This window comes from Curtobacterium sp. BH-2-1-1, assembly GCF_001806325.1.
Lineage (GTDB): Bacteria > Actinomycetota > Actinomycetes > Actinomycetales > Microbacteriaceae > Curtobacterium.
The window spans coordinates 3106430-3133291 of record NZ_CP017580.1 but is presented as its reverse complement, the minus strand read 5'-3'; the positions used below and the strand labels follow the sequence as shown (position 1 = coordinate 3133291).

Annotated in this window: 18 protein-coding genes and 2 rRNA genes; 3 read left to right on the top strand and 17 right to left on the bottom strand. The window is 67.8% G+C overall.

The genetic code is table 11. From position 1 onward, the window contains the following. Positions 1–82: 82 nt before the first annotated feature. From BJK06_RS14905 to otsA, 15 genes are all read right to left on the bottom strand, one after another. A 23S ribosomal RNA gene (locus BJK06_RS14905) occupies positions 83–3213 on the bottom strand. Positions 3214–3662: 449 nt separating this feature from the next. Further along, a 16S ribosomal RNA gene (locus tag BJK06_RS14900) occupies positions 3663–5184 on the bottom strand. Together the 16S and 23S rRNA genes form the textbook arrangement of a ribosomal RNA operon. A gap of 502 nt (positions 5185–5686) precedes the next feature. Then, the gene (locus BJK06_RS14895) at positions 5687–6457 is read right to left on the bottom strand and encodes a fumarylacetoacetate hydrolase family protein (protein WP_070418535.1); all 771 of its coding nucleotides are present in this window, start codon (positions 6455–6457) and stop codon (positions 5687–5689) included. 30 nt (positions 6458–6487) lie between these two features. Further along, positions 6488–7597, bottom strand: coding sequence for a branched-chain amino acid aminotransferase (locus BJK06_RS14890; protein ID WP_070418534.1), 1110 nt, complete (start codon positions 7595–7597; stop codon positions 6488–6490). A 15-nt stretch (positions 7598–7612) separates the two neighbouring features. Next, positions 7613–8680, bottom strand: a complete 1068-nt coding sequence (locus BJK06_RS14885; RefSeq protein WP_070419523.1) for a 3-isopropylmalate dehydrogenase — start codon at positions 8678–8680, stop codon at positions 7613–7615. Between the two features lie 13 nt (positions 8681–8693). Further along, positions 8694–10283: a phosphoglycerate dehydrogenase gene (serA, locus tag BJK06_RS14880; RefSeq protein WP_070418533.1), complete on the bottom strand. Its 1590-nt coding sequence runs from the start codon at positions 10281–10283 to the stop codon at positions 8694–8696. A 156-nt stretch (positions 10284–10439) separates the two neighbouring features. Continuing rightward, the gene (locus BJK06_RS14875; RefSeq protein ID WP_070418532.1) at positions 10440–10820 is read right to left on the bottom strand and encodes a hypothetical protein; all 381 of its coding nucleotides are present in this window, start codon (positions 10818–10820) and stop codon (positions 10440–10442) included. Further along, the gene (locus tag BJK06_RS14870) at positions 10817–11257 is read right to left on the bottom strand and encodes a hypothetical protein (RefSeq protein ID WP_070418531.1); all 441 of its coding nucleotides are present in this window, start codon (positions 11255–11257) and stop codon (positions 10817–10819) included. Before BJK06_RS14870 ends, BJK06_RS14875 begins: the two co-directional genes overlap by 4 nt. Positions 11258–11318: 61 nt before the next feature. Next, positions 11319–12509, bottom strand: a complete 1191-nt coding sequence (locus BJK06_RS14865; RefSeq protein ID WP_070418530.1) for a mannitol-1-phosphate 5-dehydrogenase — start codon at positions 12507–12509, stop codon at positions 11319–11321. A gap of 209 nt (positions 12510–12718) precedes the next feature. Further along, complete coding sequence (gene ilvC, locus BJK06_RS14860) at positions 12719–13744, bottom strand: ketol-acid reductoisomerase (RefSeq protein WP_070418529.1); 1026 nt, start codon at positions 13742–13744, stop codon at positions 12719–12721. 117 nt (positions 13745–13861) lie between these two features. Beyond that, positions 13862–14362: an acetolactate synthase small subunit gene (gene ilvN, locus BJK06_RS14855; protein WP_022907763.1), complete on the bottom strand. Its 501-nt coding sequence runs from the start codon at positions 14360–14362 to the stop codon at positions 13862–13864. After that, a complete protein-coding gene (locus BJK06_RS14850) occupies positions 14359–16182 on the bottom strand; it encodes an acetolactate synthase large subunit (protein WP_070418528.1) in 1824 nt (607 codons plus the stop codon). The genes ilvN and BJK06_RS14850 overlap by 4 nt, the downstream gene beginning before the upstream one ends. Positions 16183–16228: 46 nt before the next feature. Further along, positions 16229–17923 carry a dihydroxy-acid dehydratase gene (ilvD, locus tag BJK06_RS14845; protein ID WP_070418527.1) on the bottom strand — a complete coding sequence of 565 codons (1695 nt, stop codon included), beginning with the start codon at positions 17921–17923 and terminating at the stop codon, positions 16229–16231. 107 nt (positions 17924–18030) lie between these two features. Next, positions 18031–18813: a trehalose-phosphatase gene (otsB, locus tag BJK06_RS14840; protein WP_070418526.1), complete on the bottom strand. Its 783-nt coding sequence runs from the start codon at positions 18811–18813 to the stop codon at positions 18031–18033. Beyond that, positions 18806–20398, bottom strand: coding sequence for an alpha,alpha-trehalose-phosphate synthase (UDP-forming) (gene otsA, locus BJK06_RS14835; protein ID WP_070418525.1), 1593 nt, complete (start codon positions 20396–20398; stop codon positions 18806–18808). Before otsA ends, otsB begins: the two co-directional genes overlap by 8 nt. A 186-nt stretch (positions 20399–20584) precedes the next feature. Between otsA and BJK06_RS14830 the strand changes: the two genes are divergently transcribed. Together BJK06_RS14830 and BJK06_RS14825 are read left to right on the top strand one after the other, a co-directional pair. Next, positions 20585–23086 (top strand): hypothetical protein, encoded by a 2502-nt coding sequence (locus BJK06_RS14830; protein ID WP_156794874.1) that lies wholly within the window; start codon positions 20585–20587, stop codon positions 23084–23086. Between the two features lie 67 nt (positions 23087–23153). Further along, complete coding sequence (locus BJK06_RS14825; RefSeq protein WP_070418523.1) at positions 23154–24125, top strand: magnesium transporter CorA family protein; 972 nt, start codon at positions 23154–23156, stop codon at positions 24123–24125. Here the strand turns inward: BJK06_RS14825 and BJK06_RS14820 are convergent. Beyond that, the gene (locus tag BJK06_RS14820) at positions 24122–25273 is read right to left on the bottom strand and encodes an SLC13 family permease (RefSeq protein ID WP_070418522.1); all 1152 of its coding nucleotides are present in this window, start codon (positions 25271–25273) and stop codon (positions 24122–24124) included. The genes BJK06_RS14825 and BJK06_RS14820 overlap by 4 nt on opposite strands. Positions 25274–25366: 93 nt before the next feature. On the opposite strand from BJK06_RS14820, the gene BJK06_RS14815 reads away from it, so the two are divergent. Further along, positions 25367–25558 (top strand): hypothetical protein, encoded by a 192-nt coding sequence (locus tag BJK06_RS14815; protein ID WP_070418521.1) that lies wholly within the window; start codon positions 25367–25369, stop codon positions 25556–25558. 102 nt (positions 25559–25660) lie between these two features. Here BJK06_RS14815 and BJK06_RS14810 read toward each other — a convergent pair whose 3' ends face one another. After that, entirely contained in the window at positions 25661–26827 is a 1167-nt protein-coding gene (locus BJK06_RS14810) for a mechanosensitive ion channel family protein (protein WP_070418520.1), read from the bottom strand. Positions 26828–26862: the final 35 nt, after the last annotated feature.

The following is a 26862-nucleotide window of genomic DNA, read 5'->3' as shown; positions in this document are numbered from 1 at the left end:
TGTTCAGTTTCTTGTTCCCGATCGTCTGTCGGGAACCACAAAGTGGACGCGAGCCCCACACCGAAGTGTGGGAAATAGTTGTATTGTCAAGTCTTCGGCTTATTAGTACCGGTCAGCTCCACGGGTCGTTAGTCCCCGCTTCCACATCCGGCCTATCAACCCAGTAGTCTGCTGGGAGCCTCTCACACTCAAGGTGCATGGAAATCTCATCTCGAAGACGGCTTCCCGCTTAGATGCTTTCAGCGGTTATCCGGTCCGAACGTAGCTAATCAGCGGTGCCCTTGGCAGAACAACTGACACACCAGAGGTTCGTCCATCCCGGTCCTCTCGTACTAGGGATAGATCTTCTCAAATTTCCAACGCGCGCAGCGGATAGGGACCGAACTGTCTCACGACGTTCTAAACCCAGCTCGCGTACCGCTTTAATGGGCGAACAGCCCAACCCTTGGGACCTACTCCAGCCCCAGGATGCGACGAGCCGACATCGAGGTGCCAAACCATGCCGTCGATATGGACTCTTGGGCAAGATCAGCCTGTTATCCCCGAGGTACCTTTTATCCGTTGAGCGACAGCGCTTCCACAAGCCACTGCCGGATCACTAGTCCCGACTTTCGTCCCTGCTCGACCTGTCAGTCTCACAGTCAAGCTCCCTTGTGCACTTACACTCGCCACCTGATTGCCAACCAGGTTGAGGGAACCTTTGGGCGCCTCCGTTACTCTTTGGGAGGCAACCGCCCCAGTTAAACTACCCACCAGGCACTGTCCATGAACCCGATCAGGGTCCTACGTTAGACATCCAGAGTGACCAGAGTGGTATTTCAACAATGACTCCACGAACACTAGCGTGCCCGCTTCACAGTCTCCCACCTATCCTACACAAGCCACACCGAACACCAATACCAAGCTGTAGTAAAGGTCACGGGGTCTTTCCGTCCTGCTGCGCGTAACGAGCATCTTTACTCGTAGTGCAATTTCGCCGAGTTCGCGGTTGAGACAGCTGGGAAGTCGTTACGCCATTCGTGCAGGTCGGAACTTACCCGACAAGGAATTTCGCTACCTTAGGATGGTTATAGTTACCACCGCCGTTTACTGGGGCTTAAATTCAGAGCTTCGCCCAAAGGCTAACCCTTCCTCTTAACCTTCCAGCACCGGGCAGGCGTCAGTCCGTATACATCGTCTTGCGACTTCGCACGGACCTGTGTTTTTAGTAAACAGTCGCTTCCCACTGGTCTCTGCGGCCTTCAACGCTCAGCGGAGCAAGTCCGCATCACGTGTCCGGCCCCCCTTCTCCCGAAGTTACGGGGGCATTTTGCCGAGTTCCTTAACCACGATTCTCTCGATCTCCTTGGTATTCTCTACCTGACCACCTGAGTCGGTTTCGGGTACGGGCGGCTGCAACCTCGCGTCGATGCTTTTCTCGGCAGCATAGGATCACTGATTTCCCCTTACGGGTACGCGTCGGATCTCAGGCATACAGACGACGGATTTGCCTATCGTCAGCCCTACATCCTTACACCAGGATCACCTTACGGATACCATCGCCTGGCTCAGCTACCTTCCTGCGTCACACCTGTTCATACGCTAACCGCACCAGCATGGGGTCGAGCGTTAGACCGCACGCCATCACCCCGAAGGGATCCGGTCAATGCGGGTTAGGACTCTTAGCACCACTGGATTAGCTTGGGCGGTTGTTCGCCGGTACGGGAATATCAACCCGTTGTCCATCGACTACGCCTGTCGGCCTCGCCTTAGGTCCCGACTTACCCAGGGCGGATTAACCTGGCCCTGGAACCCTTGGTCTTTCGGAGGACGGGTTTCTCACCCGTCTTTCGCTACTCATGCCTGCATTCTCACTCGTGTAGCGTCCACGGCTGGATCACTCCGCCGCTTCACTCGCCACACGACGCTCTCCTACCACTCCGCACGACTGAACCACGAAGGCTTATCGAGTGTGCGAAATCTACAACTTCGGCGGTGTGCTTGAGCCCCGTTACATTGTCGGCGCGGAATCACTTGACCAGTGAGCTATTACGCACTCTTTCAAGGGTGGCTGCTTCTAAGCCAACCTCCTGGTTGTCTATGCAACTCCACATCCTTTCCCACTTAGCACACGCTTAGGGGCCTTAGTTGGTAGTCTGGGTTGTTTCCCTCTCGACGATGAAGCTTATCCCCCACCGTCTCACTGCTGCGCTCTCACTCACCGGCATTCGGAGTTTGGCTGACGTCAGTAACCTGTTGAGGCCCATCGGCCATCCAGTAGCTCTACCTCCGGCGAGAAACACGCAACGCTGCACCTAAATGCATTTCGGAGAGAACCAGCTATCACGAAGTTTGATTGGCCTTTCACCCCTATCCACAGCTCATCCCCTCCATTTTCAACTGAAGTGGGTTCGGTCCTCCACGACGTCTTACCGTCGCTTCAACCTGGCCATGGATAGATCACTTCGCTTCGGGTCTAGGACATGCGACTCAAATCGCCCTATTCAGACTCGCTTTCGCTACGGCTGCCCCACACGGGTTAACCTCGCCACATATCACTAACTCGCAGGCTCATTCTTCAAAAGGCACGCCGTCACCCCTACAAGGAGGCTCCGACGGTTTGTAAGCAAACGGTTTCAGGTACTATTTCACTCCCCTCCCGGGGTACTTTTCACCTTTCCCTCACGGTACTTGTCCGCTATCGGTCATCTGGGAGTATTTAGGCTTATCAGGTGGTCCTGACAGATTCACACGGGATTTCTCGGGCCCCGTGCTACTTGGGATACACATCCGGCCATAACACCATTTCGTCTACGGGGCTGGCACCCACTACGGCCCGGCTTTCAAACCGGTTCGACTATGATGCGCTGTAACCGCCCCAGTCCGGCAGAACTGAGCGACGTGTCCCACAACCCCGACCATGCAACGCCCGCCGGCTATCACACATGATCGGTTTAGCCTCATCCGCTTTCGCTCGCCACTACTCACGGAATCACATGTTGTTTTCTCTTCCTGTGGGTACTGAGATGTTTCACTTCCCCACGTTCCCTCTACCCGCCCTATATATTCAGGCGGGAGTCACCAGGTCACAAAAGCGCCCAGCGGGGTTTCCCCATTCGGAAATCCTCGGCTCACAGCTCGATTATCAGCTCCCCGAGGCTTATCGCAGATTTCTACGTCCTTCTTCGGCTCCAGATGCCAAGGCATCCACCGTTTGCTCTTAGAAACTTGACCACAAAGATTAAAATTGCGATCGACTCGAACAATCACCACACCCAAAGGGCCTGATCATCGTCACGAGCGATCTAAGATGCTCGCGTCCACTGTGTAGTTCTCAACATACGATCGGCACCACACTCCCCCAGGAACAACGCTCCCAGCATCATGCGGCCCACCGAAGAACCCAACCAGAACCCAAAGGCCCCAGTCACGGCTCAACCCCCGACCACACTCGGCCGGGAAGCCTGGTCCCTCAGGACCCAACAACGTGCACCAGCCGACCCGCTCACCCCCAACCCGTTCCAACCCGAACCACGAAGGCCCCGGCGTACTGAGGTCAGAAGCTGCGCTCCCGACTGCACTGTCAATGTTCCACCCATGAGCTACCGGCGAGAACGTTCGTCTCGATCCGGCGCCTGGACCCACCGTCCCCCGAAGGACACGACGAGCCAGATGCTCCTTAGAAAGGAGGTGATCCAGCCGCACCTTCCGGTACGGCTACCTTGTTACGACTTAGTCCTAATCACCGATCCCACCTTCGACGGCTCCTTCCACAAGGGTTAGGCCACCGGCTTCGGGTGTTACCGACTTTCATGACTTGACGGGCGGTGTGTACAAGGCCCGGGAACGTATTCACCGCAGCGTTGCTGATCTGCGATTACTAGCGACTCCGACTTCATGAGGTCGAGTTGCAGACCTCAATCCGAACTGAGACCGGCTTTTTGGGATTCGCTCCACCTTACGGTATCGCAGCCCTTTGTACCGGCCATTGTAGCATGCGTGAAGCCCAAGACATAAGGGGCATGATGATTTGACGTCATCCCCACCTTCCTCCGAGTTGACCCCGGCAGTCTCCTATGAGTCCCCGCCATAACGCGCTGGCAACATAGAACGAGGGTTGCGCTCGTTGCGGGACTTAACCCAACATCTCACGACACGAGCTGACGACAACCATGCACCACCTGTACACCGACCACAAGGGGGCGACCATCTCTGGCCGTTTCCGGTGTATGTCAAGCCTTGGTAAGGTTCTTCGCGTTGCATCGAATTAATCCGCATGCTCCGCCGCTTGTGCGGGCCCCCGTCAATTCCTTTGAGTTTTAGCCTTGCGGCCGTACTCCCCAGGCGGGGCGCTTAATGCGTTAGCTACGACACAGAAACCGTGGAAAGGTCCCTACATCTAGCGCCCAACGTTTACGGCGTGGACTACCAGGGTATCTAATCCTGTTCGCTCCCCACGCTTTCGCTCCTCAGCGTCAGTTACGGCCCAGAGATCTGCCTTCGCCATCGGTGTTCCTCCTGATATCTGCGCATTCCACCGCTACACCAGGAATTCCAATCTCCCCTACCGCACTCTAGTCTGCCCGTACCCACTGCAAGCCCGAGGTTGAGCCTCGGGATTTCACAGCAGACGCGACAAACCGCCTACGAGCTCTTTACGCCCAATAATTCCGGACAACGCTTGCACCCTACGTATTACCGCGGCTGCTGGCACGTAGTTAGCCGGTGCTTTTTCTGCAGGTACCGTCACTTTCGCTTCTTCCCTACTAAAAGAGGTTTACAACCCGAAGGCCGTCATCCCTCACGCGGCGTTGCTGCATCAGGCTTTCGCCCATTGTGCAATATTCCCCACTGCTGCCTCCCGTAGGAGTCTGGGCCGTGTCTCAGTCCCAGTGTGGCCGGTCACCCTCTCAGGCCGGCTACCCGTCGTCGCCTTGGTGAGCCATTACCTCACCAACAAGCTGATAGGCCGCGAGTCCATCCCCAACCAAAAAATCTTTCCACCACCAGACCATGCGGCCAGTGATCATATCCAGTATTAGACGTCGTTTCCAACGCTTATCCCAGAGTCAGGGGCAGGTTACTCACGTGTTACTCACCCGTTCGCCACTAATCCACCCAGCAAGCTGGGCATCATCGTTCGACTTGCATGTGTTAAGCACGCCGCCAGCGTTCGTCCTGAGCCAGGATCAAACTCTCCGTAAAAAATTACAACCAACACCCGAAGATGTCAGCGAGTTGATTCTGACAAAAAGAACTGTCTACTGACAATTCTGTCTATCCAAAAGGAATTGTCTCCGAACCCACCAGCAAACTGATGAGTCACGGGGTCAATAAATTGGCATTGACAATGTGCACGCTGTTGAGTTCTCAAGGACCAGACGCACTCCCCACTCGACCCGTGGAACACGAGCGTCGTCAGAGAGGCATTTCGTCTCACCCCGAACAGACCACTTCGAGAGTGGATCGTCATCGGGATTCGTTGCCTGGGCGGGACCCCGTCCGGACTGCATCTCCGGGGCGTTCGCTCCGGTGACCGTCTCGGCCGTTCCGTTCTCCGCCTCAGCGGCAACGAGTGATTACTCTACACACGCCCCGGGGGCCCCGCCAACCGTCCCGCACCCCGGGCGTGTCGCACGGGCCGATCCGCGCGGAGACGCGGAACGGCCCGCCCCCACGGTGGGAGCGGGCCGTTCGGTGACGCGTGTCAGTGCTTGGCGATGACCGGGTTCTTCAGTGTGCCGATCCCCTCGATCGTCACCTCGACGACCTCGCCGTCGCGGATCTCGCCGACGCCGGCAGGGGTGCCGGTCAGGATGACGTCGCCAGGCAGGAGCGTCCAGATCGACGAGACGAACTCGATGAGGGACGGGATGTCGTGCACCATCTCACTCGTCGAGCCCACCTGGCGCAGGTCGCCGTCCACGCGGGTCTCGATGCGGATGTCCGACGGGTCGATCTCGGTCTCGATCGCCGGCCCGAGCGGGCAGAAGGTGTCGAAGCCCTTGGACCGGGTCCACTGGCCGTCGCGCGCCTGCAGGTCACGGGCGGTCACGTCGTTGGCGATCGTGTAGCCGAGGATCACGCTCGCGAAGTCCTCGCGCGTGACGTTCTTCGCGAGCGACCCGATCACGATGGCGAGCTCGCCCTCGTGGTCGACGCGTCCGACCCCTGCGGGGAGACGGATCGGGTCCTCCGGGCCGATCACCGACGTGTTGGGCTTGAGGAACACCACCGGGTCGTCCCCGGAGCGCTCGTCCATCTCGGACGCGTGCTCGGCGTAGTTGAGCCCCACGCCGATCACCTTCGACCGCGGGATGACGGGTGCGAGGAGCTTGGCGTCCGCCAGGGGCACCCGCTCCCCCGTGGTCTCGAACCCCTGGTACATCGGGTCACCCGCCAGCACGACCAGGTCGCGCTCGTCGAGGATGCCGTACCGGGGGTCTTCGCCCTTGCTGCTGAACCGTGCGATCTTCACCGTTGGAGCCTATCGACGTGTGGTGTGCGTTCAGGCCGGGGCGGTCAGGCGCGTCATCCACCCGTGCGGGTCGGGACGGCGGCCGTACTGGATGTCGGTGAGTTCGTCGCGCAGGGACATCGTCAGCTCGCCCGCCCCGACGGTCGGCGACCCGATCGTGAAGCCCTCGCCGCGGAGTTCCGCGATCGGGGTCACGACGGCGGCGGTCCCGCACGCGAAGGCCTCGGTGATGGAGCCGTCCTCGACGCCGTCACGCCACTCGTCGAGGGTCACCCGACGGCGTTCGACGCGCAGCCCGCGGTCCTCCGCCAGCTGCAGGATCGAGTCACGCGTGATGCCCTCGAGGATGGAGTCGGAGTCCGGCGTGACGAGCGTGCCGTCCGACTTGACCAGCACGACGTTCATGCCCCCGAGTTCCTCGAGGTACTTGCCCTCGACCGAGTCGAGGAACATGACCTGCTGGCAGCCGTGCTCGTACGCCTCTTGCTGGGGCAGGAGCGACGAGGCGTAGTTGCCGCCGGTCTTCGCCGCACCCGTGCCGCCCTTGCCGGCCCGCGCGTAGTTCGTGGACAGCCAGATCGACACCGGCTTCGGTCCGGAGGTGAAGTACGCCCCCGCCGGGCTCGCGATGCAGTGGTACGCCACCGCCTGTGCCGCACGCACCCCCAGGAACGACTCGGTCGCGATCATGAACGGCCGCAGGTACAGGCTCGTCTCGGCCGCCGAGGGCACCCAGTCGACGTCGGTCCGGACCAGCTCGCGGATGGAGTCCACGAAGGTCTCCACCGGCAGCTCCGGCAGCGCGAGCCGCCGCGCGGACCGCTGGAAGCGCTTGGCGTTGGCGTCCGGGCGGAACGTCCAGACCGAGCCGTCGGCGTGCCGGTAGGCCTTCAGCCCCTCGAAGATCTCCTGCGCGTAGTGCAGGACGCTCGCGCTGGGGTCGAGGCTGATCGGCCCGTACGGGTGGACCGAGGCATCGTGCCACCCGGCGTCCAGCGTCCACTGCACGGTGGCCATGTGGTCCGTGAAGTGCTTGCCGAAGCCCGGGTCGGCGAGGATCTCCTCGCGCTCGGCGGAGGCACGGCGATCGGGTGAGGGGGTGGTGGCGAACGCGAGTCCGAAGTCGGTGTCGGTGCTCATACGGGGAGACTCCTGTCAGGCGGTGGTGGTGCGTGCCGTGGCCGCGGCGGCGATGGCGTCGCCGATCTCGGCCGTGCGACGCTGCGAGGTGCCCCGGTCGGCGAGGTCGGCCTCGACCGCCCGCGTGACCGCCGCCGCGAGGTCGCTGCGACCGATGTGGTCGAGCAGCAGTGCGACGGACAGGATGGCGGCCGTGGGATCGGCCTTCTGCTGACCCGCGATGTCCGGCGCGGAGCCGTGGACCGGCTCGAACATGCTGGGGAAGGTGCCGTCCGGGTTGATGTTGCCCGAGGCCGCCAGACCGATGCCGCCGCTGATCGCGCCGGCCAGGTCGGTGATGATGTCCCCGAAGAGGTTGTCGGTGACGATGACGTCGAACCTAGCAGGTTCCCGCACCATGTGGATGGTGACGGCGTCGACGTGCTGGTAGTCCACCGTGACGTCCGGGTACTCCTGCCCGACGGCCGCGACGGTGCGCTGCCAGAGGGCTCCGGCGTGCACCAGGACGTTGCTCTTGTGCACGAGCGTGAGGTGCTTGCGCGGCCGCCGGTCCGCCAGCTCGAACGCGTACCGGACGACGCGCTCGACGCCGTACGCGGTGTTCAACGAGACCTCGGTCGCGATCTCCTGCGGGGTCCCGACGCGGATGGCGCCGCCGTTGCCGACGTACGGTCCCTCGGTGCCCTCGCGCACGACGACGAAGTCGACGTCACCGGGGGACGTCAGCGGCGTCGTCACCGACGGGTAGACGACGGTCGGGCGCAGGTTCACGTAGTGGTCGAAGGCGAACCGCAGCTTCAGCAGCAGCCCGCGCTCGATGATCCCGCCGGCGAGCCGGGGGTCGCGGGGGTCGCCGCCGACCGCGCCGAGCAGGATCGCGTCGTGGGTGGCGATGGCGGACATGTCGTCCTCGGTGAGGATGTCGCCGGTCTCGAGGAACCGGTCGGCACCGAGGGAGAACGGGGTCTCCTCCACCACGAGGTCGTCCGGCAGCACGGCGTGCAGCACCTTCAGTGCCTCGTCGACCACCTCGGGTCCGATGCCGTCCCCGCGGATCACCGCGAGCTTCACCGTCTGCGTCATGTCCGCCACTCCCCTACAGCGTGATGTCGATCTCGCGGAGCGAGGCCGCGTCGATCGTGGACCGGACGTGCTCGAGGATCTCGGCCGGGACCGGCGAGTCGACGGTGAGGACGCTGAGCGCCTGGCCGCCGGCGGCTTCCCGCGAGATCTGCATCGCCGCGATGTTGATGCCGGCGTCGCCGAACTCCTTGCCGTAGACCGCGACGATGCCGGGCCGGTCGGTGTACTCCATCACCACGTGGTGCTCGGCGAGGGCGACCTCGACGTCGTGACCGTTGATCTCGACGAGCTTCGCGACCTGCTTCGGGCCGGTGAGCGTGCCGGACACGCTGATCGCCGGGCCGTCTGACTGGGCCCCGCGGATCGTGAGCACGTTCCGGTACTCGGGGCTGTCCGAGTCGGTGATGAGCCGCACGGTGACCCCGCGCTGCTCGGCGATCAACGGTGCGTTCACGTAGGACACCTGGTCGCTGACGACGTCGGTGAAGACGCCCTTGAGCGCCGCGAGCTTCAGCACGCTGACGTCGAACTCGGCGAGCTCGCCGTGCACCTCGACGTCGATGCTGGTAACGGGCGACGTCGCGAGGCCGGTGAACACCTGACCGAGCTTCTCGACGAGCGGGATGCCCGGGCGCACGTACGGGTCGATGACGCCACCGGCGACGTTGACCGCGTCGGGGACGAGTTCTCCGCCGAGGGCGAGCCGCACGGACTTGGCGACCGAGACGCCCGCCTTCTCCTGCGCTTCGTCCGTCGAGGCACCGAGGTGCGGCGTGACGACGACGTTCGGGAGCGCGACGAGCGGCGAGTCCTTCGGGGGCTCGGACACGAAGACGTCGAGACCGGCGCCGGCGATCGTGTTCGAGGTGAGCGCGCGGTGCAGCGCGCCCTCGTCGATCAGCCCGCCACGGGCGACGTTCACGACGAACGCGGTCGGCTTCATGAGCGCGAACTGGTCGTCCGAGATCATGCCGACCGTCTCCGGCGTCTTCGGCATGTGGATCGTGGTGAAGTCGGCGCGCTTGAGCAGGTCCTCGAGCGAGACGAGCTCGACTCCGAGCTGCTGGGCACGGGCCGTGGTGACGTACGGGTCGTACGCGATGACCTGGACGCCGAACGACTGTAGGCGCTGGGTGATGAGCGCACCGATGCGGCCGAGGCCGATGATGCCGACGGTCTTCTCGTACAGCTCGACACCGGTGTACGCGGAGCGCTTCCAGGTGCCGGCGGCGAGCGACGCGTGCGCGGCCGGGATGTGGCGCGCGAGCGACAGGATGTGGCCGACCGTGAGCTCGGCGGCGGAGATGATGTTCGACGTCGGCGCGTTGACGACCATCACCCCGGCGGTGGTGGCCGCCTTGATGTCGACGTTGTCGAGGCCGACACCGGCACGGGCGACGACCTTGAGGTTCGGGGCCGCGGCGATCGCCTCGGCGTCGACCTTGGTGGCGGAGCGCACCAGGATGGCGTGCGCGTCGGCGAGGGAGGCCAGGAGGGCGGGGCGGTCGGTACCGTCCACGTTCCGGATCTCGAAGTCGGGCCCGAGGGCGTCGACTGTGGCGGGCGAGAGTTCTTCGGCGATCAGGACGACCGGCTTCGGCACAGCTGCAGTTTCCTCACACGAGACGGGCGGTATCCCACCATCGTATCGACGTGCGCTCGTGGTTACGACCGCAGGGGCGGTCCGGTGGGCGACCACACGACGGACGGGAGGCGCGGTACCAGCCGGCACCGCGCCTCCTGGCCGTCGGACGGACCGTCAGAAATCCAGCAGCCGCGGCACGAAGAGCTGCAGATCGAGCCACAGCGCGCCGGCGGCGGCGAACGCGAGGACGAAGACGCCGATCGTCACCGCGAGCCGCGCGCGACGGCTCACCCACAGCGCGACGACGAACGCGATCGGCGCGATCGCGATGTCCAGCACGAGCCACACCCACGGGGTGCTGCGGGCCAGAGAGTCGCCGCCGGACGTCGTGCCGAGGAACGCGTTGAACGCGCGGACGGACTGCGAGACGGTCACGAGGTTGCCGACGCTCTGCACGGTCATGTACGCGAACAGCAGGGCGAACACGAGCCAGACGACGACCTTGCCGACGAACGCCCGGGACGACCGACGGACGGTCGGCGTCGCGGCGGTCACCCGAAGCTCCGCGTCATGAGGAACGGCCACGGGAAGAGGACGAGGGCGCCGAGCAGCATCCACAGCAGACGGCTCCGCGTGCGCTGTCCACGGCCGGCCCAGAGCACGACGGTGAACCACAGCGCGGGTGCGACGATCGACAGGAACCGGAGGACCTCGACGAAGACGGTCAGCACGGTGTCGACGTCCGAGACGTACGAGGTCGAGGCCGTGAGCAGCCAGGCCACCGTGTAGAGCAGGTACAGGCCACCGAAGACGCCGAACCCGATGAGCGCGCCGGAGGTCTCGGGGGCCTCGGGGTCACGGCCGGAGCGTTCCTTGACGGTGACCGGGTTGTGCGCCGCGTCGACGTGGGTCGCGTCGTCGGCGTCGCCCCAGCTGAGGGCGTCGTCGTCGTGGTCGACCGAGCCGTCGGGCGGGGATGCTGCCGTGGTCATGCCTCGATTCTACGAGGCGTGCCGCTCCGGCTCGACCACGGACGACCTGTGCGGCCGCCGGTCAGACGTCGGCGGGCTGGGTCTCGAGGACCTCGGCGACGACCTCGCGCACCGCGGGGAACAGCGGGTGGCTCTCCATCAGGCCGGTGAGGATCTCGGTGAGGGCGTGTGCCGTCGCACCCGAGCGGAGCAGCGCGTGCAGCTCGATCGACTCGGGGTCGTTCTCGTCGTCGAAGTCGAGCGCGACGCGCACGGCGCCGAGCAGGTGGTCGACGGGGAGCCCGCGTTCGGCGAGCTGCGCGGCCGGGCCGACGAAGCGCTCGCGGCGGCCGAGCTTCCGGAGCGGGTTGCGTCCGACGCGGACGGTCGTGTCCGGGAGGTGCGGGTTCGCGATGCGGGAGAGGTTCGCGGCGACGTAGCGCGCGTGCTCCTCCGGGTCGAAGCCGTGCTTGGCGACGAGGAGCGCGGTGGTCTCGGCGAGGACGCCGTCGACCTCGGCGCGGACCGCCTCGTCTTCGAGGGCCTCGCGGATGAGGCGGATGCCCCGGACGTAGCCGTGGTAGGCGGCCGTCGCGTGCGCGGTGTTCACCGTGTAGAGCTTGCGCTCGACGAACGGCTGCAGGTCGTCGACCCAGGTCACGCCGTCGATCGCGGGCGGCTCGGCGTCGGAGTCGGCGAAGGGCGTGCGCTCGATGACCCACTCGTAGAACGGCTCGAGCACGACGTCGAGGCCGCCGGACTGGCCGAGCACCCCGGACTGGTCGGGGACGATGCGGTCGATGGCGCAGTTCGCGAAGACGGCGGCGATGTCGCGGTCCTCGAGGATGGGGGCACGGCGGATGCTGGCGTGCAGGGAGTCCGTCGCGTTGAAGGCGTTCTCGCACGCCACGATCGTGACGTCGCCACGGTCGAGCGGCCGGGCGGCCAGCCCCTCGGCGATGACGGGGGCGACGAGCGGGAGGGTCCGGGCGCCGACCGCGGTCGTGACGACGTCGGCCTCGGCGATGGCCCGGACGACCTGCTCGCGGTCGGTCTTGCTGCTGAGTGCCGTGAACCCGTAGACGAGGTGCTCGACCGGCATCTCGCCGACCTCGTGCACGACGAACCGGCCGGCTTCGTTCAGTGCCGAGACGACGCGGTCGTCGACGTCCACGAAGGTGAGCTCGTAGCCGCTCGCGACCAGGAACTGCCCCACGAACCCGCGTCCGATCTTGCCGGCGCCGATGTGGACCGCTCGCTTCGTCACCGCCATCCGACGATCCTCCCATGCTGGACGACGACCTGAGGACCGCCCATGTCCGGGCCGGACGACGGTCGTCGCGAAACGTCCCCGGGAACGCCGAGGGGACGCCGGTGGGCGGCGTCAGGGCTGGTGGTGAAGTGCTGCATAACGTTCGGGTCACATCGCGAGGCGGCGGTGCGGGTGCACCGCCGCCTCGTCGTCGAGTGGTGTTGCGAAGACTACCGCGCGGCGGAACCGTCCACGTAGTCGGCGTCGTTCGACTTCCACGCGAAGAGGGCGCGCAGCTCGCGACCGGTCGCCTCGATCGGGTGGCCCTCGCCCTTGGCGCGGAGTGCCTTGAACTCCGGCGCGCCGGCGTCCTGGTCGTCGATGAAGCGCTTCGCGAAGGCACCGTTCTGGATGTCCGCGAGGACGGCCTTCATGTTCTCCTTGACCTCGGGCGAGATCACGCGCGGGCCGGAGACGTAGTCACCGAACTCGGCCGTGTCGGAGATCGACCAGCGCTGCTTCGTGAGGCCGCCCTCCCAGATGAGGTCGACGATGAGCTTGAGCTCGTGCAAGACCTCGAAGTAGGCGATCTGCGGCTGGTAGCCGGCCTCGACCAGGGTCTCGAAGCCGTACTGGATGAGCTGCGAGGTGCCACCGCACAGGACGGCCTGCTCGCCGAACAGGTCGGTCTCGGTCTCCTCGGTGAAGGTCGTCTTGATGCCGCCGGAGCGGAGGCCGCCGATGGCCTTCGAGTACGACCACGCGAGGTCCCAGGCGGAGCCGGACGCGTCGACCTCGACGGCGACGATCACGGGGACGCCGCGGCCGGCCTCGTACTCGCGGCGCACGGTGTGCCCCGGGCCCTTGGGGGCGACGAGCGACACGTCGACGCCCTCCGGCGCCTGGATGTAGCCGAAGCGGATGTTGAAGCCGTGGCCGAAGACGAGCGTGGCGCCCGGCTTGAGGTTGGGCTCGATGTCGTCCTTGTAGACGATGCGCTGGACCTGGTCCGGCGCGAGGATGACGACGACGTCCGCCCAGGCCGTGGCGTCGGCCGGGGTGAGGACCTCGAAGCCGGCCTCTTCCGCCTTCTGGCGGCTCTTCGAGCCCTCCTGCAGGCCGATCTTGACCTCGACGCCGCTGTCGCGGAGGTTGAGGGCGTGGGCGTGGCCCTGCGAGCCGTACCCGATGACGGCGACCTTCTTGCCCTGGATGAGCGTCAGGTCGGCGTCGGCGTCGTACACGATGTCAGTCACGGTGGTGGTTCTCCTGTGGTCGGTTCGGGAAGCGTTGGTTGCGGTGAGTCGGGAGGAGACGGACTGGAGGCGCGGTGCGGGTGGCGACCCGCGCCTCCAGTCCGTCACGGGTCGCGGTCAGCGCACCCGGTCGGTGATGCTCTTGGGCCCACGGCCCATGCCGAGGAGGCCCGCACGGGCGAGCTCCTTGATGCCGTAGGGCTCGAGCACGCGGAGGATCGCCTGGATCTTGCCGGGGTCGCCGGTCACCTCGACGATGAGCGAGTCGTTCGCGACGTCGACGACCTGCGCACGGAACAGGTTCACTGCCTCGAGCACGGCCGAGCGCGTCTGGTTGTCCACCCGCACCTTCACGAGCATGTGCTCGCGCTGGACGGACTGGGAGAAGTCCAGCTCGACGATCTTGATGACGTTGACCAGCTTGTTGAGCTGCTTCGTCACCTGCTCGAGCGGGAGGTCCTCGACGTCGACGACGACCGTGATCCGGCTGAGGCCGTCGACCTCGGTGTTGCCGACCGCGAGGGACTCGATGTTGAACCCGCGGCGCGCGAACAGCCCGGCGACGCGGGTCAGCAGACCCGGCTTGTCCTCGACGAGGAGGGAGAGGACGTGGCTCATGCGGTTTCCCCCGTCATGTCGGCGTCCTCGTCGTCCCAGGTGGGGGCGAGGGCCTGGGCGTACTCGATGGACGAGTTGCTGACTCCCTGCGGGACCATCGGCCAGACCATCGAGTCGCGGCTCACGACGAAGTCGATCACCACGGGGCGGTCGTTCGTCTCGAGGGCGAGCTGGATGGCGGCGTCGACCTCGTCCGCCTTCTCGACGCGGATGCCGAGGGCACCGTACGCGTCCGCCAGCTTCACGAAGTCGGGCACGCGGCGCGAGTCGTGGCCGGTCTCGAGGTCGGTGAACGAGTGGCGGCCGTCGTAGAACAGCGTCTGCCACTGCCGCACCATGCCGAGCGACGAGTTGTTGATGATCGCGACCTTGATCGGGATGTCGTTGATGACGCAGGTCGCGAGCTCCTGGTTGGTCATCTGGAAGCAGCCGTCGCCGTCGATCGCCCAGACCACGCGGTCCGGCTCGGCGACCTTCGCGCCCATCGCGGCGGGGACGGAGTAGCCCATCGTGCCCGCGCCGCCGGAGTTCAGCCAGGCGTTCGGACGCTCGTACTTGATGAACTGCGCCGACCACATCTGGTGCTGCCCGACGCCGGAGGCGTAGATCGCCTCGGGGCCGCTCAGCTCGCCGATGCGCTTGATGATGGCCTGCGGCGCCAGCAGTCCGTCCGTCGGCTCCGCGTAGCCGAGCGGGAAGTCGACCTTGAGCTGCTCGAGCTTCGCCCACCACTCGGCGGTGCTCGCACGCTGGTCGGTCGGGATGCCGCCCCACGCGTCGAGCAGGTCGACCAGGACCTCTTTCGCGTCGCCCACGATCGGGACGTCGGCGAAGCGGATCTTCGAGATCTCGGCCGGGTCGATGTCCACGTGCACGACCTTGGCGTTCGGCGCGAACTCGTCGGCCTTGCCGGTCACGCGGTCGTCGAAGCGGGCACCGAGCGCGATGATGAGGTCGCTGTCCTGCAGGCCGAGCACCGCCGGGACGGTGCCGTGCATGCCGGGCATGCCGAGGTGCTGCGGGTGCGAGTCGGGGAAGGCGCCCCGTGCCATCAGGGTCGTGACGACCGGCGCACCGGTGGCCTCGGCGAAGCGGAGCAGCTCGGCGGTCGCCCGGGAGCGGATGACGCCGCCGCCGACGTAGAGCACCGGGCGCTCGGACTCGGCGAGGAGCTGCGCGGCCGCGGTGATCTGCTTGCCGTGCGCCTTGGTGACCGGACGGTAGCCGGGCAGGTCGATCTTGGGCGGCCAGACGTACGGCGCCGACTTCTGCTGGGCGTCCTTCGTGATGTCGACCAGCACGGGGCCGGGGCGTCCGGTCGTCGCGATGAGGTGCGCCGCGGCGAGGGTCGCCGGCACGTCGGCCGGGTCGGTCACGAGGAACGAGTGCTTCGTGATCGGCATGGTGATGCCGACGATGTCGGCTTCTTGGAAGGCGTCCGTCCCCATCAGGGTCGAGAAGACCTGGCCGGTGATCGCGATGAACGGCACCGAGTCCATGTAGGCGTCGGCGATCGCGGTGACGAGGTTCGTCGCGCCGGGGCCCGAGGTGGCGATGGCGACGCCGACCTTGCCGGACGCCGAGGCGTAGCCCTCGGCGGCGTGGCCGGCGCCCTGCTCGTGGCGGACGAGGACGTGGCGGATCGTCTGCGACGCCATGAGCTCGTCGTAGAACGGGATGATCGCACCGCCCGGCAGGCCGAAGACGTCGGTGATCCCGAGGTGCTCGAGCGTCCGGAGGACGGCTCCCGAGCCGGTCAGGATCTCCGGCGTCCGGCGTGCACCGGCGGCCGCGGACAGCGGAGTGGCTTCCGTGGGCATGAGGTGTTCCTTGCCTGGAGTGATGGCGATGGTGCGTGTGTCGACGCTAGCCCGTGACCGCGCCCTTGGCGGCGGACTGGACGAGCTTCGCGAACTTCGCGAGGACTCCGCGGGTGTAGCGCGGGGGCAGCGGGGCCCAGCCTTCTCGGCGGGCTTCCAGCTCGGCTTCGTCGACCAGTAGGTCGAGCGAGCGAGCCGCGATGTCGACACGGATGCGGTCGCCATCGCGCACGAATGCGACTGGACCTGCGTCCACCGCTTCCGGTGCGATGTGGCCGATGCACAGGCCGGTTGTGCCGCCTGAGAATCGTCCGTCCGTCAACAGTAGTACATCCTTGCCGAGTCCAGCGCCCTTGATGGCCGCCGTGATGGCGAGCATCTCGCGCATGCCGGGGCCGCCCTTGGGGCCCTCGTACCGGATGACGACGACGTCGCCCTTCTGGATCTTCCCCTCGGTGAGGGCGTCCATGGCGGCGCGCTCGCGGTCGAACACCCGCGCGGGGCCCTCGAAGACCTCGGCGTCGAAGCCGGCAGTCTTCACCACGGCGCCCTCCGGCGCGAAGGAGCCCTGGAGGATCGTCAGGCCACCGGTGGCGTGGATCGGGTTGTCGAGCGTCCGGAACACCTCGCCGTCGAGCTCCGGCGGGTCGATCTCGGCCAGGTTCTCGGCGAGGGTCTTGCCGGTGACGGTCATGACGTCGCCGTGCAGCAGGCCGGCGTCGAGCAGCGCCTTCATGATCACCGGGATGCCGCCGTTGCGGTCCACGTCGACCATGACGTACTTGCCGAACGGCTTCATGTCGGCGAGGTGCGGGACCTTCGAGCCGATGCGGTTGAAGTCGTCGAGGGAGAGCTCGACCTCGGCCTCGTGCGCGATCGCGAGGAGGTGGAGGACGACGTTCGTGGAGCCTCCGAGTGCCATGGCGACGGCGATGGCGTTCTCGAACGCCTCCTTCGTGAGGATCTGGCGGGCGGTGAGGCCCAGGCGGAGCATGTTGACCACGGCCTCGCCGGAGCGGTGCGCGTAGTAGTCACGACGACGGTCGGCGCTGGGCGGCGCTGCCGAGCCGGGGAGCGACATGCCGAGGGCCTCGGCGACCGACGCCATGGTGTTCGCGGTGTACATGCCGCCGCAGGCGCCCTCGCCCGGGACGATCGCGCACTCGATCTTCTTGAGTTCCTCTTCCGACATGGTGCCGGCCTTGCACGCGCCGACGCCCTCGAAGGAGTCGATGATCGTGACCTCCTTGAAGGAGCCGTCGGCCTGCTTCACGTAGCCCGGCATGACCGAGCCCGCGTAGAGGAAGACGCTCGCGAGGTCCAGGCGCGCGGCCGCCATGAGCATGCCGGGCAGGGACTTGTCGCAGCCGGCGAGCAGGACGGTGCCGTCCAGCCGCTCGGCGTTCACGACGGTCTCGACGCTGTCGGCGATGACCTCACGCGAGACGAGGGAGAAGTGCATGCCCTCGTGGCCCATCGAGATGCCGTCGGAGACGGAGATGGTGCCGAACTGGAGCGGGTACCCGCCGCCGGAGTGGACGCCCTCCTTCGCCCCCTGCGCGAGGCGGTCGAGGGAGAGGTTGCACGGGGTGATCTCGTTCCACGAGGAGGCGATGCCGATCTGCGGCTTCTCCCAGTCCTCGTCCCCCATCCCGACGGCACGCAGCATGCCACGCGAGGTGGTTGCTTCGATCCCGTCGGTGACGACCCGGCTGCGCGGCTTGACGTCGATATCAGGCATGGGGTGAGTCTAGGCGCAGTTGGGATACCAAGCCGACAACTCCATGCATCCGCATGGGTGACGGGCGGTCCAGGAGGCGCGGGTCGGGTCCGCCGGGTCGCTGCGGGTCAGCGCGTGGCGCGGATCCGGGCGAGCTGCTTCAGCACGTCGGTGAGCGCCGCGGGGTCGGCGACCCGGTACCCGGCGAGCGTGTCGCCCTCCCCCACCTTCACGCCGACGTCGCCGTCGCGGAGCACCCGGAAGGCGTCCTCGTCGGTGACGTCGTCGCCGGCGAAGAACACCGCGTCGGCACCGTGCAGGTCGCGCAGCCTGGCGATCGCGTCACCCTTGGTGACGTGCCGGACGGCGAACTCGAGGATGTCCTTGCCCCCGCGTTCGAGGACGTCCGGGTCGGCCTCGTGCGCGGCGGCACTCGCGGCGGCGTTCGCCTCGGCCGCGACCTCGGCGCTCACCCGGCGGGTGTGCACGCCGTGGCCGGCCGGCTTGTGCTCGATGACGACACCCGGGAACCGCTCCCCGACCGCGTCGAGCGCGGTGCCGATCCGGGCCACCCGGGCCTGCTCGTCGTCGGTGAGGGCCGCTTCGTCGTGCCCGTCGACGCGCCACTCGACGCCGTGCGACCCGACGAGGGCCATCTCGGCGGGGGCGTGCGTCACCGCGGCGAGGCTGTCCAGCGGACGCCCGGAGACCAGGACGACCTCGGTGTCCTTCGCCCGGTGCAGGGTGAGGACGGCCGCCCACGAGCCGGGCAGCGCGCCGACCTGCGACGGGTCGTCGGCGAACGGCGCGAGCGTGCCGTCGAAGTCGAGGGCGACGATGAGTCGCGGCGCAGCCGCGAGCGTCTCGAGGGCCCGGTCGATGGCGGTCTGGTCGGTGGTCGTCTCAGGCATCACGCGCCTCCCGGGTGTCCTCGGCAGCACGCGCCGTCTGGGCGTCCTGGTCGAAGATCGACATGTTGTCCGTCTGCGCCTCGCGGTGCTGGTCCTTCGGGTCCGCCGCGGAGGGGTCGATCTGCGCGTTCTTCGGGGCGTGGCGGTCGAGCGCCTCGAGGAACGAGCGCGACCAGCGCGCCACGTCGTTGTCGCGGACGCGCTTGCGGAGGGCCCGCATGCGGGTCGAGCGTTCGCGTCGGGGCATCTCGATCGCGCGCTGGATCGAGTCCTTCAGCGCGCCGATGTCGTGCGGGTTGACGATGACGGCCTGCTTCAGTTCGTCGGCGGCACCGGCGAACTCGGACAGGATGAGGACGCCGTCGTTGTCGAACCGGGCCGCGACGTACTCCTTCGCGACGAGGTTCATGCCGTCGCGGAGGGCCGTGACGAGCATGATGTCGGCGGCGAGGTAGAGCGCCACCATCTCCTCGCGCGGGTAGCCGTGGTGCAGGTAGGCGATCGGCTGGTGTCCGATCACGCCGAGGTCGCCGTTGATGCGGCCGACCGTGAGCTCGATCTCGTCGCGGAGCGTGGCGTACGTGTCGACGCGCTCGCGGCTCGGGCTGGCGACCTGCACGAGGGTGGCGTCCTCGACCGCGATGCGGCCGTCCTCGACGAGTTCGCCGAAGGCCTTGATCCGGTGGCGGATGCCCTTCGTGTAGTCGAGGCGGTCGACGCCGAGCAGCACGGTCTTCGGGTTGCCGAGGCTCGCACGGATCTCACGGGCGCGCTCCTGCACCTCGGGTCGGTGCGCGATCTCCTCGAAGCCGGCGGCGTCGATGGAGATCGGGAAGTGCCGGGCCTCGACGTGCCGCACCGTGATGCCCTTGCGGCTGCGCGGTGCGTCCGGGTCGTCGACGGGGACGTCGATCGTCTGCCCCTTGGTCGTGTAGCCCTTGATGTGCCGGACCGCCCGGAGGAAGTCGCTCGCGTCGTCGTGCCGCTGGAAGCCGATCACGTCCGCCCCGAGCAGGCCGTCGAGGATCTGTGCGCGCCACGGGAGCTGGGCGTAGATGCCGACGGGCGGGAACGGGATGTGGTTGAAGAAGCCGATCGTCAGGTCCGGGCGGAGCTCGCGGAGGAGCGCGGGGACGAGCTGCAGCTGGTAGTCCTGCACCCAGACGATGCCGTCCTGCTCGACGATCTCGGCGATCTGCTCGGCGAAGCGCTGGTTCACGCGCTTGTACGCGTTCCACCAGTCGCGGTGGTAGCTCGGGTGCTCGATGACGTCGTGGTAGAGCGGCCAGAGGGTGTCGTTGCTGAACCCCTCGTAGTACTCCTCGACGTCGTCGTTGCTCAGCGGGACGGGCACGATGTGGATGCCCTCGTTGTCGAACGGGGCGACCTCGACGTCGGGCTGGCCGACCCAGCCGACCCAGGCACCGTCGTTCGCGCGCATCACCGGCTCGAGTGCGGTGACGAGGCCGCCGGGCGAGTGCCGCCAGCCCTCGTTGCCGTCCTCGTCGACGATGCGGTCGACCGGCAGGCGGTTCGAGGCGACGACGAAGGCGTAGCGGGTCTGTTCGGTGCGGGGTGCTGCCATGGGGTGCTGGGTTCTCCGTTCCGCCCGGCACGATCGCCGGGTTCGGTGCCGAAGTTACCAGCGTGCCGACAGCGGATTCACGGCGGATCGACGGCTTCCGGTACGCTGCGTCCATCGTGTCGGGGGGACACGCAGGTGACGCACGGGGTCGTCACCGCCCTCTCGACGAGAGAGGACCCAACCGTCGTGAGCGATCAGTCGCCCGTCCCGCCCGTTCCGCCCGGGCCCCCGTCAGCCGCGCCGGCAGCGTCGGACCCGCTCGGTCGCCTGCTCCGCGCCGTCCCCGGTCGCGACTGGGTCGCCGCCGTCGTCGCGGCCGTCGGCGGGTGGGTCGCGGCGTACGTCGTCGCGGCGATCTCGCTGTTCCTGACGGTCGCCGTGGCCGCCGCCGGTTCCGGTCCGGTGTCCACGGGCTCGTCCTCGGGCCTCGGCACCGGCGGCTCCGACCTCGGGTCGGCCGGGGCACCCGACGTCCAGTCGCTCCTGTCGGGGGTGAGCGTGCTGCTGGGGTCCCCGGCGCAGCTCGTCGCCCTCGCGGACCTCGGGCGGCTGCACGGCTCCGGTTCGATCCTGCTGCTCGGTTCCGGGTCGGGGTCGGTCGGCGTCGTGCCCGTGCTGGTGCTCGCGGCGCAGGTCGTGCTCGCGGTCGTGCTCACGCGCCGCATCCGGAGCCGGGTCCTCGCGCTCCCGCAGCTCGTCGTCACGGCGGTCGTCGCCGGGCTCGTGACCACCGCGGTCACCACGCTCGCCGGCCTCGTGCTCGCCATCCGGTTCCCCGCCGTCTCCGGGGTGCAGATCGACCCCGTGCACGCCGTGGGGATCGGCAGCGTGCTCGGGTCGTTCGTGATCGGCACCCTCGCGGTGCTGCTCGCCCGTCCGTCGCTCCTCGTCGGCCGGAGCACCTCCGTCGCCCGGGCACTCGGTGCCCTGCGGGTCGCCGCGTGGCAGCTCGGCGGGCTCCTCGTCCTGCTCGCCCTCGTGCTCGTCGTCGTGGCGCTCGTCGCGCAGCCGTCGTGGGGCGCCGCCCTGCCGCTGCTGCTCGGCAACACGGCCGTCGCCCTGACCGCGCTCGGCTTCCTCGGCGGGGTCGGCACGTCCGGTCTCGGTGCCGCCGGGAGCGACGCCTCGGTGTTCGCGGGCGCCGGTGGCTGGACCTGGCTCGTCGTCCTGCTCGTCGTCGTGAGCTCGTTCGCGGCCGGTCTGGCGCTCGCGGTGCGCCGGAACGACCGGGTCCGCACGACGCTCGACTGGGTCGCGACGCCCGTGGTCTGGTTCGTCGCCGGACTCGTGCTGTTCGTGCTCGGCACCGGCGTGGTGTCCTACCAGGTGACCGGTTCGAGTGCAGTCGGCGGGTCCGGCTCGGTCGGTGTGACCCCGTGGACGCCCGTCGTCTTCGCGCTCTGGGGCGGGGTCATCGAGGTCGTCGCCCGGTACGTCGCGCCCGTGCTGCTCCCCCGCGTCGGCGGCGGCGTGCTGCTGCGGACGGCGCGCGTGGTCGGGACCGACCCGGTGCTGGCGCCGGTGCCGGCTCGGCCGACCGCTCCGGCCGACGGTGCCGCTCCGGTGTGGGCGGTGCCCGACGATGCGGCGGCCCCGGCGGCCCCGGCGGCCACGGCAGACCCGTCGCAGCCGGACCAGCCCGTCCAGTCCGTCCAGCCCGGTGCGCCGGTCGGCCAGCCGCACCCGAGCCAGCCCTTCGTCGGCCAGGGCGCCCCCGCCCCCGCGCCGATGTCCCCGCACGCGAAGAAGGTCCTCGTGCGCTCCCTCGTCGCGGGCGGCGCGGTCGTCGTGGTCGTCGTGGCGGGAGCGATCACCACAGGCGTGCTCCGCACCACCGTCTGGGGCCCCGGACCCACGGCCCGGTCGTACGTCGACGCGATCGCCCAGGGCGACGCGGACACCGCGGCGAGCCTGAGCGAGGTGACCGGCGACGCCTCGATGCTCGACTCCGCCGTGCTGGAGAGCGCGAAGGACCGTCCCACCGACGTCCGCGTCGGCCGGGTGTCGACCAGCGGGGACACCGCGTACGCGAACGTCACCTTCCGGCAGGGCGACGCGCAGCGCTCCGGCCAGATCGTCCTCGAGCGGACCGGCACGTCGTTCCTCGTGAAGGACGAGTGGCGCGTCACGGAGCCGCTCACGGACCGCGTGACCATCACGGCCGGAACGGTCCTCGAGGGCGCCGACGTGACGATCGGCGGCAAGAAGGTGGGCGAGATCGAGAACGGCGCCTTCACGTCGCTCGCCTACCCCGGCAGCTACCAGGTCGAGGTCGGCGGCACGGAGTACTTCACCGGCGGCACCGAGACGCTCCGCGTGGGGTCGTCGAGCTCGCCGTACGCCGACTTCGAGGCGAAGCCCACGAAGCAGCTCGAGACCGATGCCGAGCAGTACGTGTCGGACCTCATCGACGACTGCGCGGCGAAGACCGACATCAGCTACGCGGACGGCTGCCCCTGGTACGGCCCGTACGACGCGGACGGCGCGGTGCAGTACGACGTCCGGTCGAAGCCGGATCTCGAGGTGCAGTCCTCCGGGGGCGGACTCGTCGAGGTGACCAGCACCGCGGACGGCAGGATCGGGTACTCGTACACGGACTACTTCGGCGACCCGCAGAAGAGCGAGGACACGTTCGACGTGGACGTCTACCTGAAGGTCGAGGACGGGAAGCTCGTCTCGGCGTACTGAGAGCCCGTACCGCCTGCACGGCCGACCCTGGAGTCCCGGGGTCGGCCGTCTCACTAGGCTCGACCCCATGGTCATGACACGGGCGTGGCGGAACGGCACCGCGGCGGAACGGGACTTCCCGGTCGACCGGATCTCCGAGCTCATCGCCGAGGACGGCACCTTCGTGTGGGTGGACTACACCGACCCCGAGCCGTCCGACCTCGAGCACGTCGAGGCCGAGCTCGGCATCCACGCGCTCGCGGTCGAGGACGCCGTCGAGCGCGGCCAGCGCCCGAAGCTCGACCGGTACCGCGACAGCCTCTTCCTGGTCGTCTACGACGTGGGCGGCCTCGACCACGCCGGGGACCTCACCACGCACGAGGTGAAGGCCTTCGTGACCGAGCACGCCCTCGTCACGATCCACGGCAGCGACGTCGACACCGGGGCCATGGAGCGCCGGCTCGACGCGACCACGGACATCGCCGACCACGGCGTCCCGTGGTTGATGTGGGGCCTGCTCGACGCGGTCACGGACCACGCCACGAACACGGTCGAGGACATCGAGCGCCGGATCGACGCGCTCGAGGAGGACCTCTTCGAACACGGCACCCCGCGTGAGAAGCAGATCCAGCGGCGATCGTTCCGCCTCCGCAAGGCCCTGGGCGTCCTGCGCCGCCAGGTGGTCCCCACGCGGGACAGCGTCGCATCGTTGCTGCACGGGGACGCCGAGACGATCTCGGACGGCATCCGCCCCTACTTCCGCGACGTCGAGGACCACCTCGTGTCGATCACCGACTCCGTCGACCAGCTCCGCGACGCGGTGTCGAGCGTCCTCGACACGAACCTCAACCTGGCGTCGAACCGGCAGAACACGGTCATGAAGAAGGTGACGAGCTGGGCGGCGATCATCGCGATCCCGACGGCGATCACGGGGTTCTTCGGCCAGAACCTGAAGTTCCCGGGAATGGGCGAGTGGAGCGGGCTCTACTTCTCCCTCGGGCTCATCATCGCCTCATCGCTGACGCTGTACCGGGTCTTCAAGGCGAAGGACTGGCTCTAGAGCCGCAGCGCGAGGACCCCGGCGACGACGGTGAGCGGTGCCACGATGCACCCGAGCGCCATGTACCGCCCCCACGACAGGTGGACGCCCTCGGACGACAGTCGTGCGTGCCACAGCAGCGTCGCGAGCGAGGCCCACGGCGTGATGAGGCAGCCGGCGTTCACCCCGACGAGGAGCGCCGCGTAGCGCAGGGCCTCGTGCCCGGCGGCCGGCTCGAGCACCAGGTAGGCGGGCAGGTTGTCGATCGCGTTCGCCGCCAGCGCGCCGGCACCGCCGAGCACCAGGAGCGACCCCGTCCCGGTGCCACCGGAGAGCGCAGCCACGATCGGGTCGGTGATGCCGGTCGTGTGCAGCGTCTCGACGACCACGAACAACCCGGCCGCGAAGACGAGCGTCGACCACGGCACGCGGGACGGCTTGAGCTCCGACGGCGCCCGGAAGGCCGCGACGACCACGAGCACGACCGCCGCGGCGATCGCGGCGATCCACACCGTGACGCCGGCGGTCAGGGCGATCACCAGCGCGACGAGCACCGCCGACGCCGACCAGAAGAACACCGGGTCGGTCGCCGCCCGGACCGAGACCGGCGTGTACCGACCGAAGAGCTTGCCGCGGAACACCACGAGGAGCACGGCGCACGGGATCACGACACCGGCGAGGGCGGCCCACACCATGAGCCCGGCGAACGGGATCGGCCCGTCGAGCCCGATGCGGTCGACGGCGAGCAGGTTCGTCAGGTTCGACACCGGCAGCAGGAGCGACGCCGTGTTCGCGAGCCACACGGTCGTCAGCGCGAACGGCATCGGCGGGAGTCCGACCCGCCGGGCGAGCGTGATGACGATCGGGGTGAGGAGCACGGCCGTGGTGTCGATCGACAGGAACACGGTGCAGAGGACCGCGAGCACGACCACGGCGCCCCAGAGCCCGATCGTCCGACCGCCCCCGACCCGTGCGGCGACGTCGGCGAGCCGGTCGAAGACGCCGGCGTCCGCCGCGAGCTCGGCGACGACGGTGAGTCCGAGCACGAAGGCCAGCACCGGGACGACCCGGTCGGCGAGCTCGGCGAGGTCGGACAGTGGGAGCAGCCCGAGGGCGACGCACACCGCGCCCACCACGAGCAGGACTCCCCCGATGACGGCCTGGCGCACGACGACTCCTCCACGAGTGCGCCGGGCAGGGCGTCCGGCGGCGCTCCAATGTACTGGCCGGTAGCGTTGACGGGACGACGACAGGAGGAACCCGTGCGGAAGTTCATGTTCAGCGGTGCGGTGTGGAGTTCGATCATCAGCGGCTACAGCGTGGTGCAGACCACGCGGCAGGGCCCGCGTGACTGGCGCCTCGCGCTGACGTGGGTGGCGTGGATCGCGACGACGCTCGTGGCGATCGGCACGGTCGTCGAGGACGACCGCGCCGTCAAGGCCAAGCAGCCGTAGACCGCGACGCGACCCGGTGACGGGACGCGACCCGGTGACGGACGGGAGGGACGATGCCAGCTGGCACCGTCCCTCCCGTCCGTCAGGTTCCGGGCCGGCCGGTCAGCGCTCCGACCGCGGGATGTCCGAGGTCTGGATCGGCCCCGTGAAGAGCGCCGCACGGTCGTCCTGGTCCGGCGTGAACAGCGCGGACTCCGACGCGGTCGACGCCGCGCGCCGTCGCGGCGCCGCGACCTCGTCCACCATGAGCACCCGCTGGACCGGCAGCGCGTCGGGATGGGTCCGCTGGATCCAGTCGACGAGCTCCTCGCGGATGTAGCAGCGCAGGTCGAACAGGGACGGCGCGTCGTGCGAGGTCGCGAGGACCCGGACACGCACGGACCCCTGCACGGCGTCGGTGACCTGCAGGACCTTCACCCGGCGGTCCCAGAGCTCGGTGCGGTCGAGGATCCGGTCGAGCTCGGCCCGCATCTCCCCCGGCCGGACCCGCCAGTCGAGGTCGAGCTCGACGGCACCGAGCAGCTCGCTGTTGGTCCGGGTCCAGTTCTCGAACGGCGTGCTCGTGAAGTACGTCGACGGCAGCACGAAGCGTCGGTCGTCCCACAGGTGCACGACGACGTAGGTGAGGGTGATCTCCTCGATCCGCCCCCACTGCTGCTCGACCACGACGACGTCGTCGACACGGATCGACCCGGAGAACGCGAGCTGCATGCCGGCGAAGACGTTGCCCAGCGTCGACTGCGCCGCGAGGCCGGCGATGACGGAGATGAGCCCCGCCGACGCGAGCACGCTCGCCCCGGCTGCCTCGACCCCCGGGAAGGTCAGCAGGATCGCGCCGATGCCGATGATCACGAGCACCGCGACGGTCAGCCGGCGGATCACGAGGACCTGCGTGCGGATGCGGCGGGCCTGCCGGTTGTCCGGGACGTCGATGCGGAAGCGGTGCAGGCCGAGGTCCTCGAGGAAGATCGCGATCTGGCACGCCAGCCAGGTACCCGCGGCGATCGTGGCGATGAGGAAGCCGTGCGACACCGGCGCGCGCCACGGGAAGGCGTCCGGCCGGTTCGGGACGCTCGTGACGAACGCGACCCAGAGGAGCACGACGAGCAGTTCGGTGCGGAACGGGTGCTTCATGCGTCGGGAGAGCACGGCCGCCCAGCGTTCCCGCCGCGCGAGTGCGCGGAAGACGAGGTGCAGGACGAGCGCGGCGGCGGCGGTGACGAGCAGCGCGACGCCGATCGCGACGAGGAGCCGGAGGAGGATGTCCATCCCTCCATCGAAGCGGTGGACGACGGACGTCGTTC

Coding starts and splice junctions, on each gene's coding strand:
- BJK06_RS14890 (WP_070418534.1), bottom strand. CDS start 7,597: ATGAGCACCGACACCGACTTCGGACTCGCGTTCGCCACCACCCCCTCA.
- BJK06_RS14885 (WP_070419523.1), bottom strand. CDS start 8,680: ATGACGCAGACGGTGAAGCTCGCGGTGATCCGCGGGGACGGCATCGGA.
- BJK06_RS14870 (WP_070418531.1), bottom strand. CDS start 11,257: ATGACCACGGCAGCATCCCCGCCCGACGGCTCGGTCGACCACGACGAC.
- BJK06_RS14865 (WP_070418530.1), bottom strand. CDS start 12,509: ATGGCGGTGACGAAGCGAGCGGTCCACATCGGCGCCGGCAAGATCGGA.
- ilvN (WP_022907763.1), bottom strand. CDS start 14,362: ATGAGCCACGTCCTCTCCCTCCTCGTCGAGGACAAGCCGGGTCTGCTG.
- BJK06_RS14850 (WP_070418528.1), bottom strand. CDS start 16,182: ATGCCCACGGAAGCCACTCCGCTGTCCGCGGCCGCCGGTGCACGCCGG.
- ilvD (WP_070418527.1), bottom strand. CDS start 17,923: ATGCCTGATATCGACGTCAAGCCGCGCAGCCGGGTCGTCACCGACGGG.
- otsB (WP_070418526.1), bottom strand. CDS start 18,813: ATGCCTGAGACGACCACCGACCAGACCGCCATCGACCGGGCCCTCGAG.
- otsA (WP_070418525.1), bottom strand. CDS start 20,398: ATGGCAGCACCCCGCACCGAACAGACCCGCTACGCCTTCGTCGTCGCC.
- BJK06_RS14825 (WP_070418523.1), top strand. CDS start 23,154: ATGGTCATGACACGGGCGTGGCGGAACGGCACCGCGGCGGAACGGGAC.
- BJK06_RS14810 (WP_070418520.1), bottom strand. CDS start 26,827: ATGGACATCCTCCTCCGGCTCCTCGTCGCGATCGGCGTCGCGCTGCTC.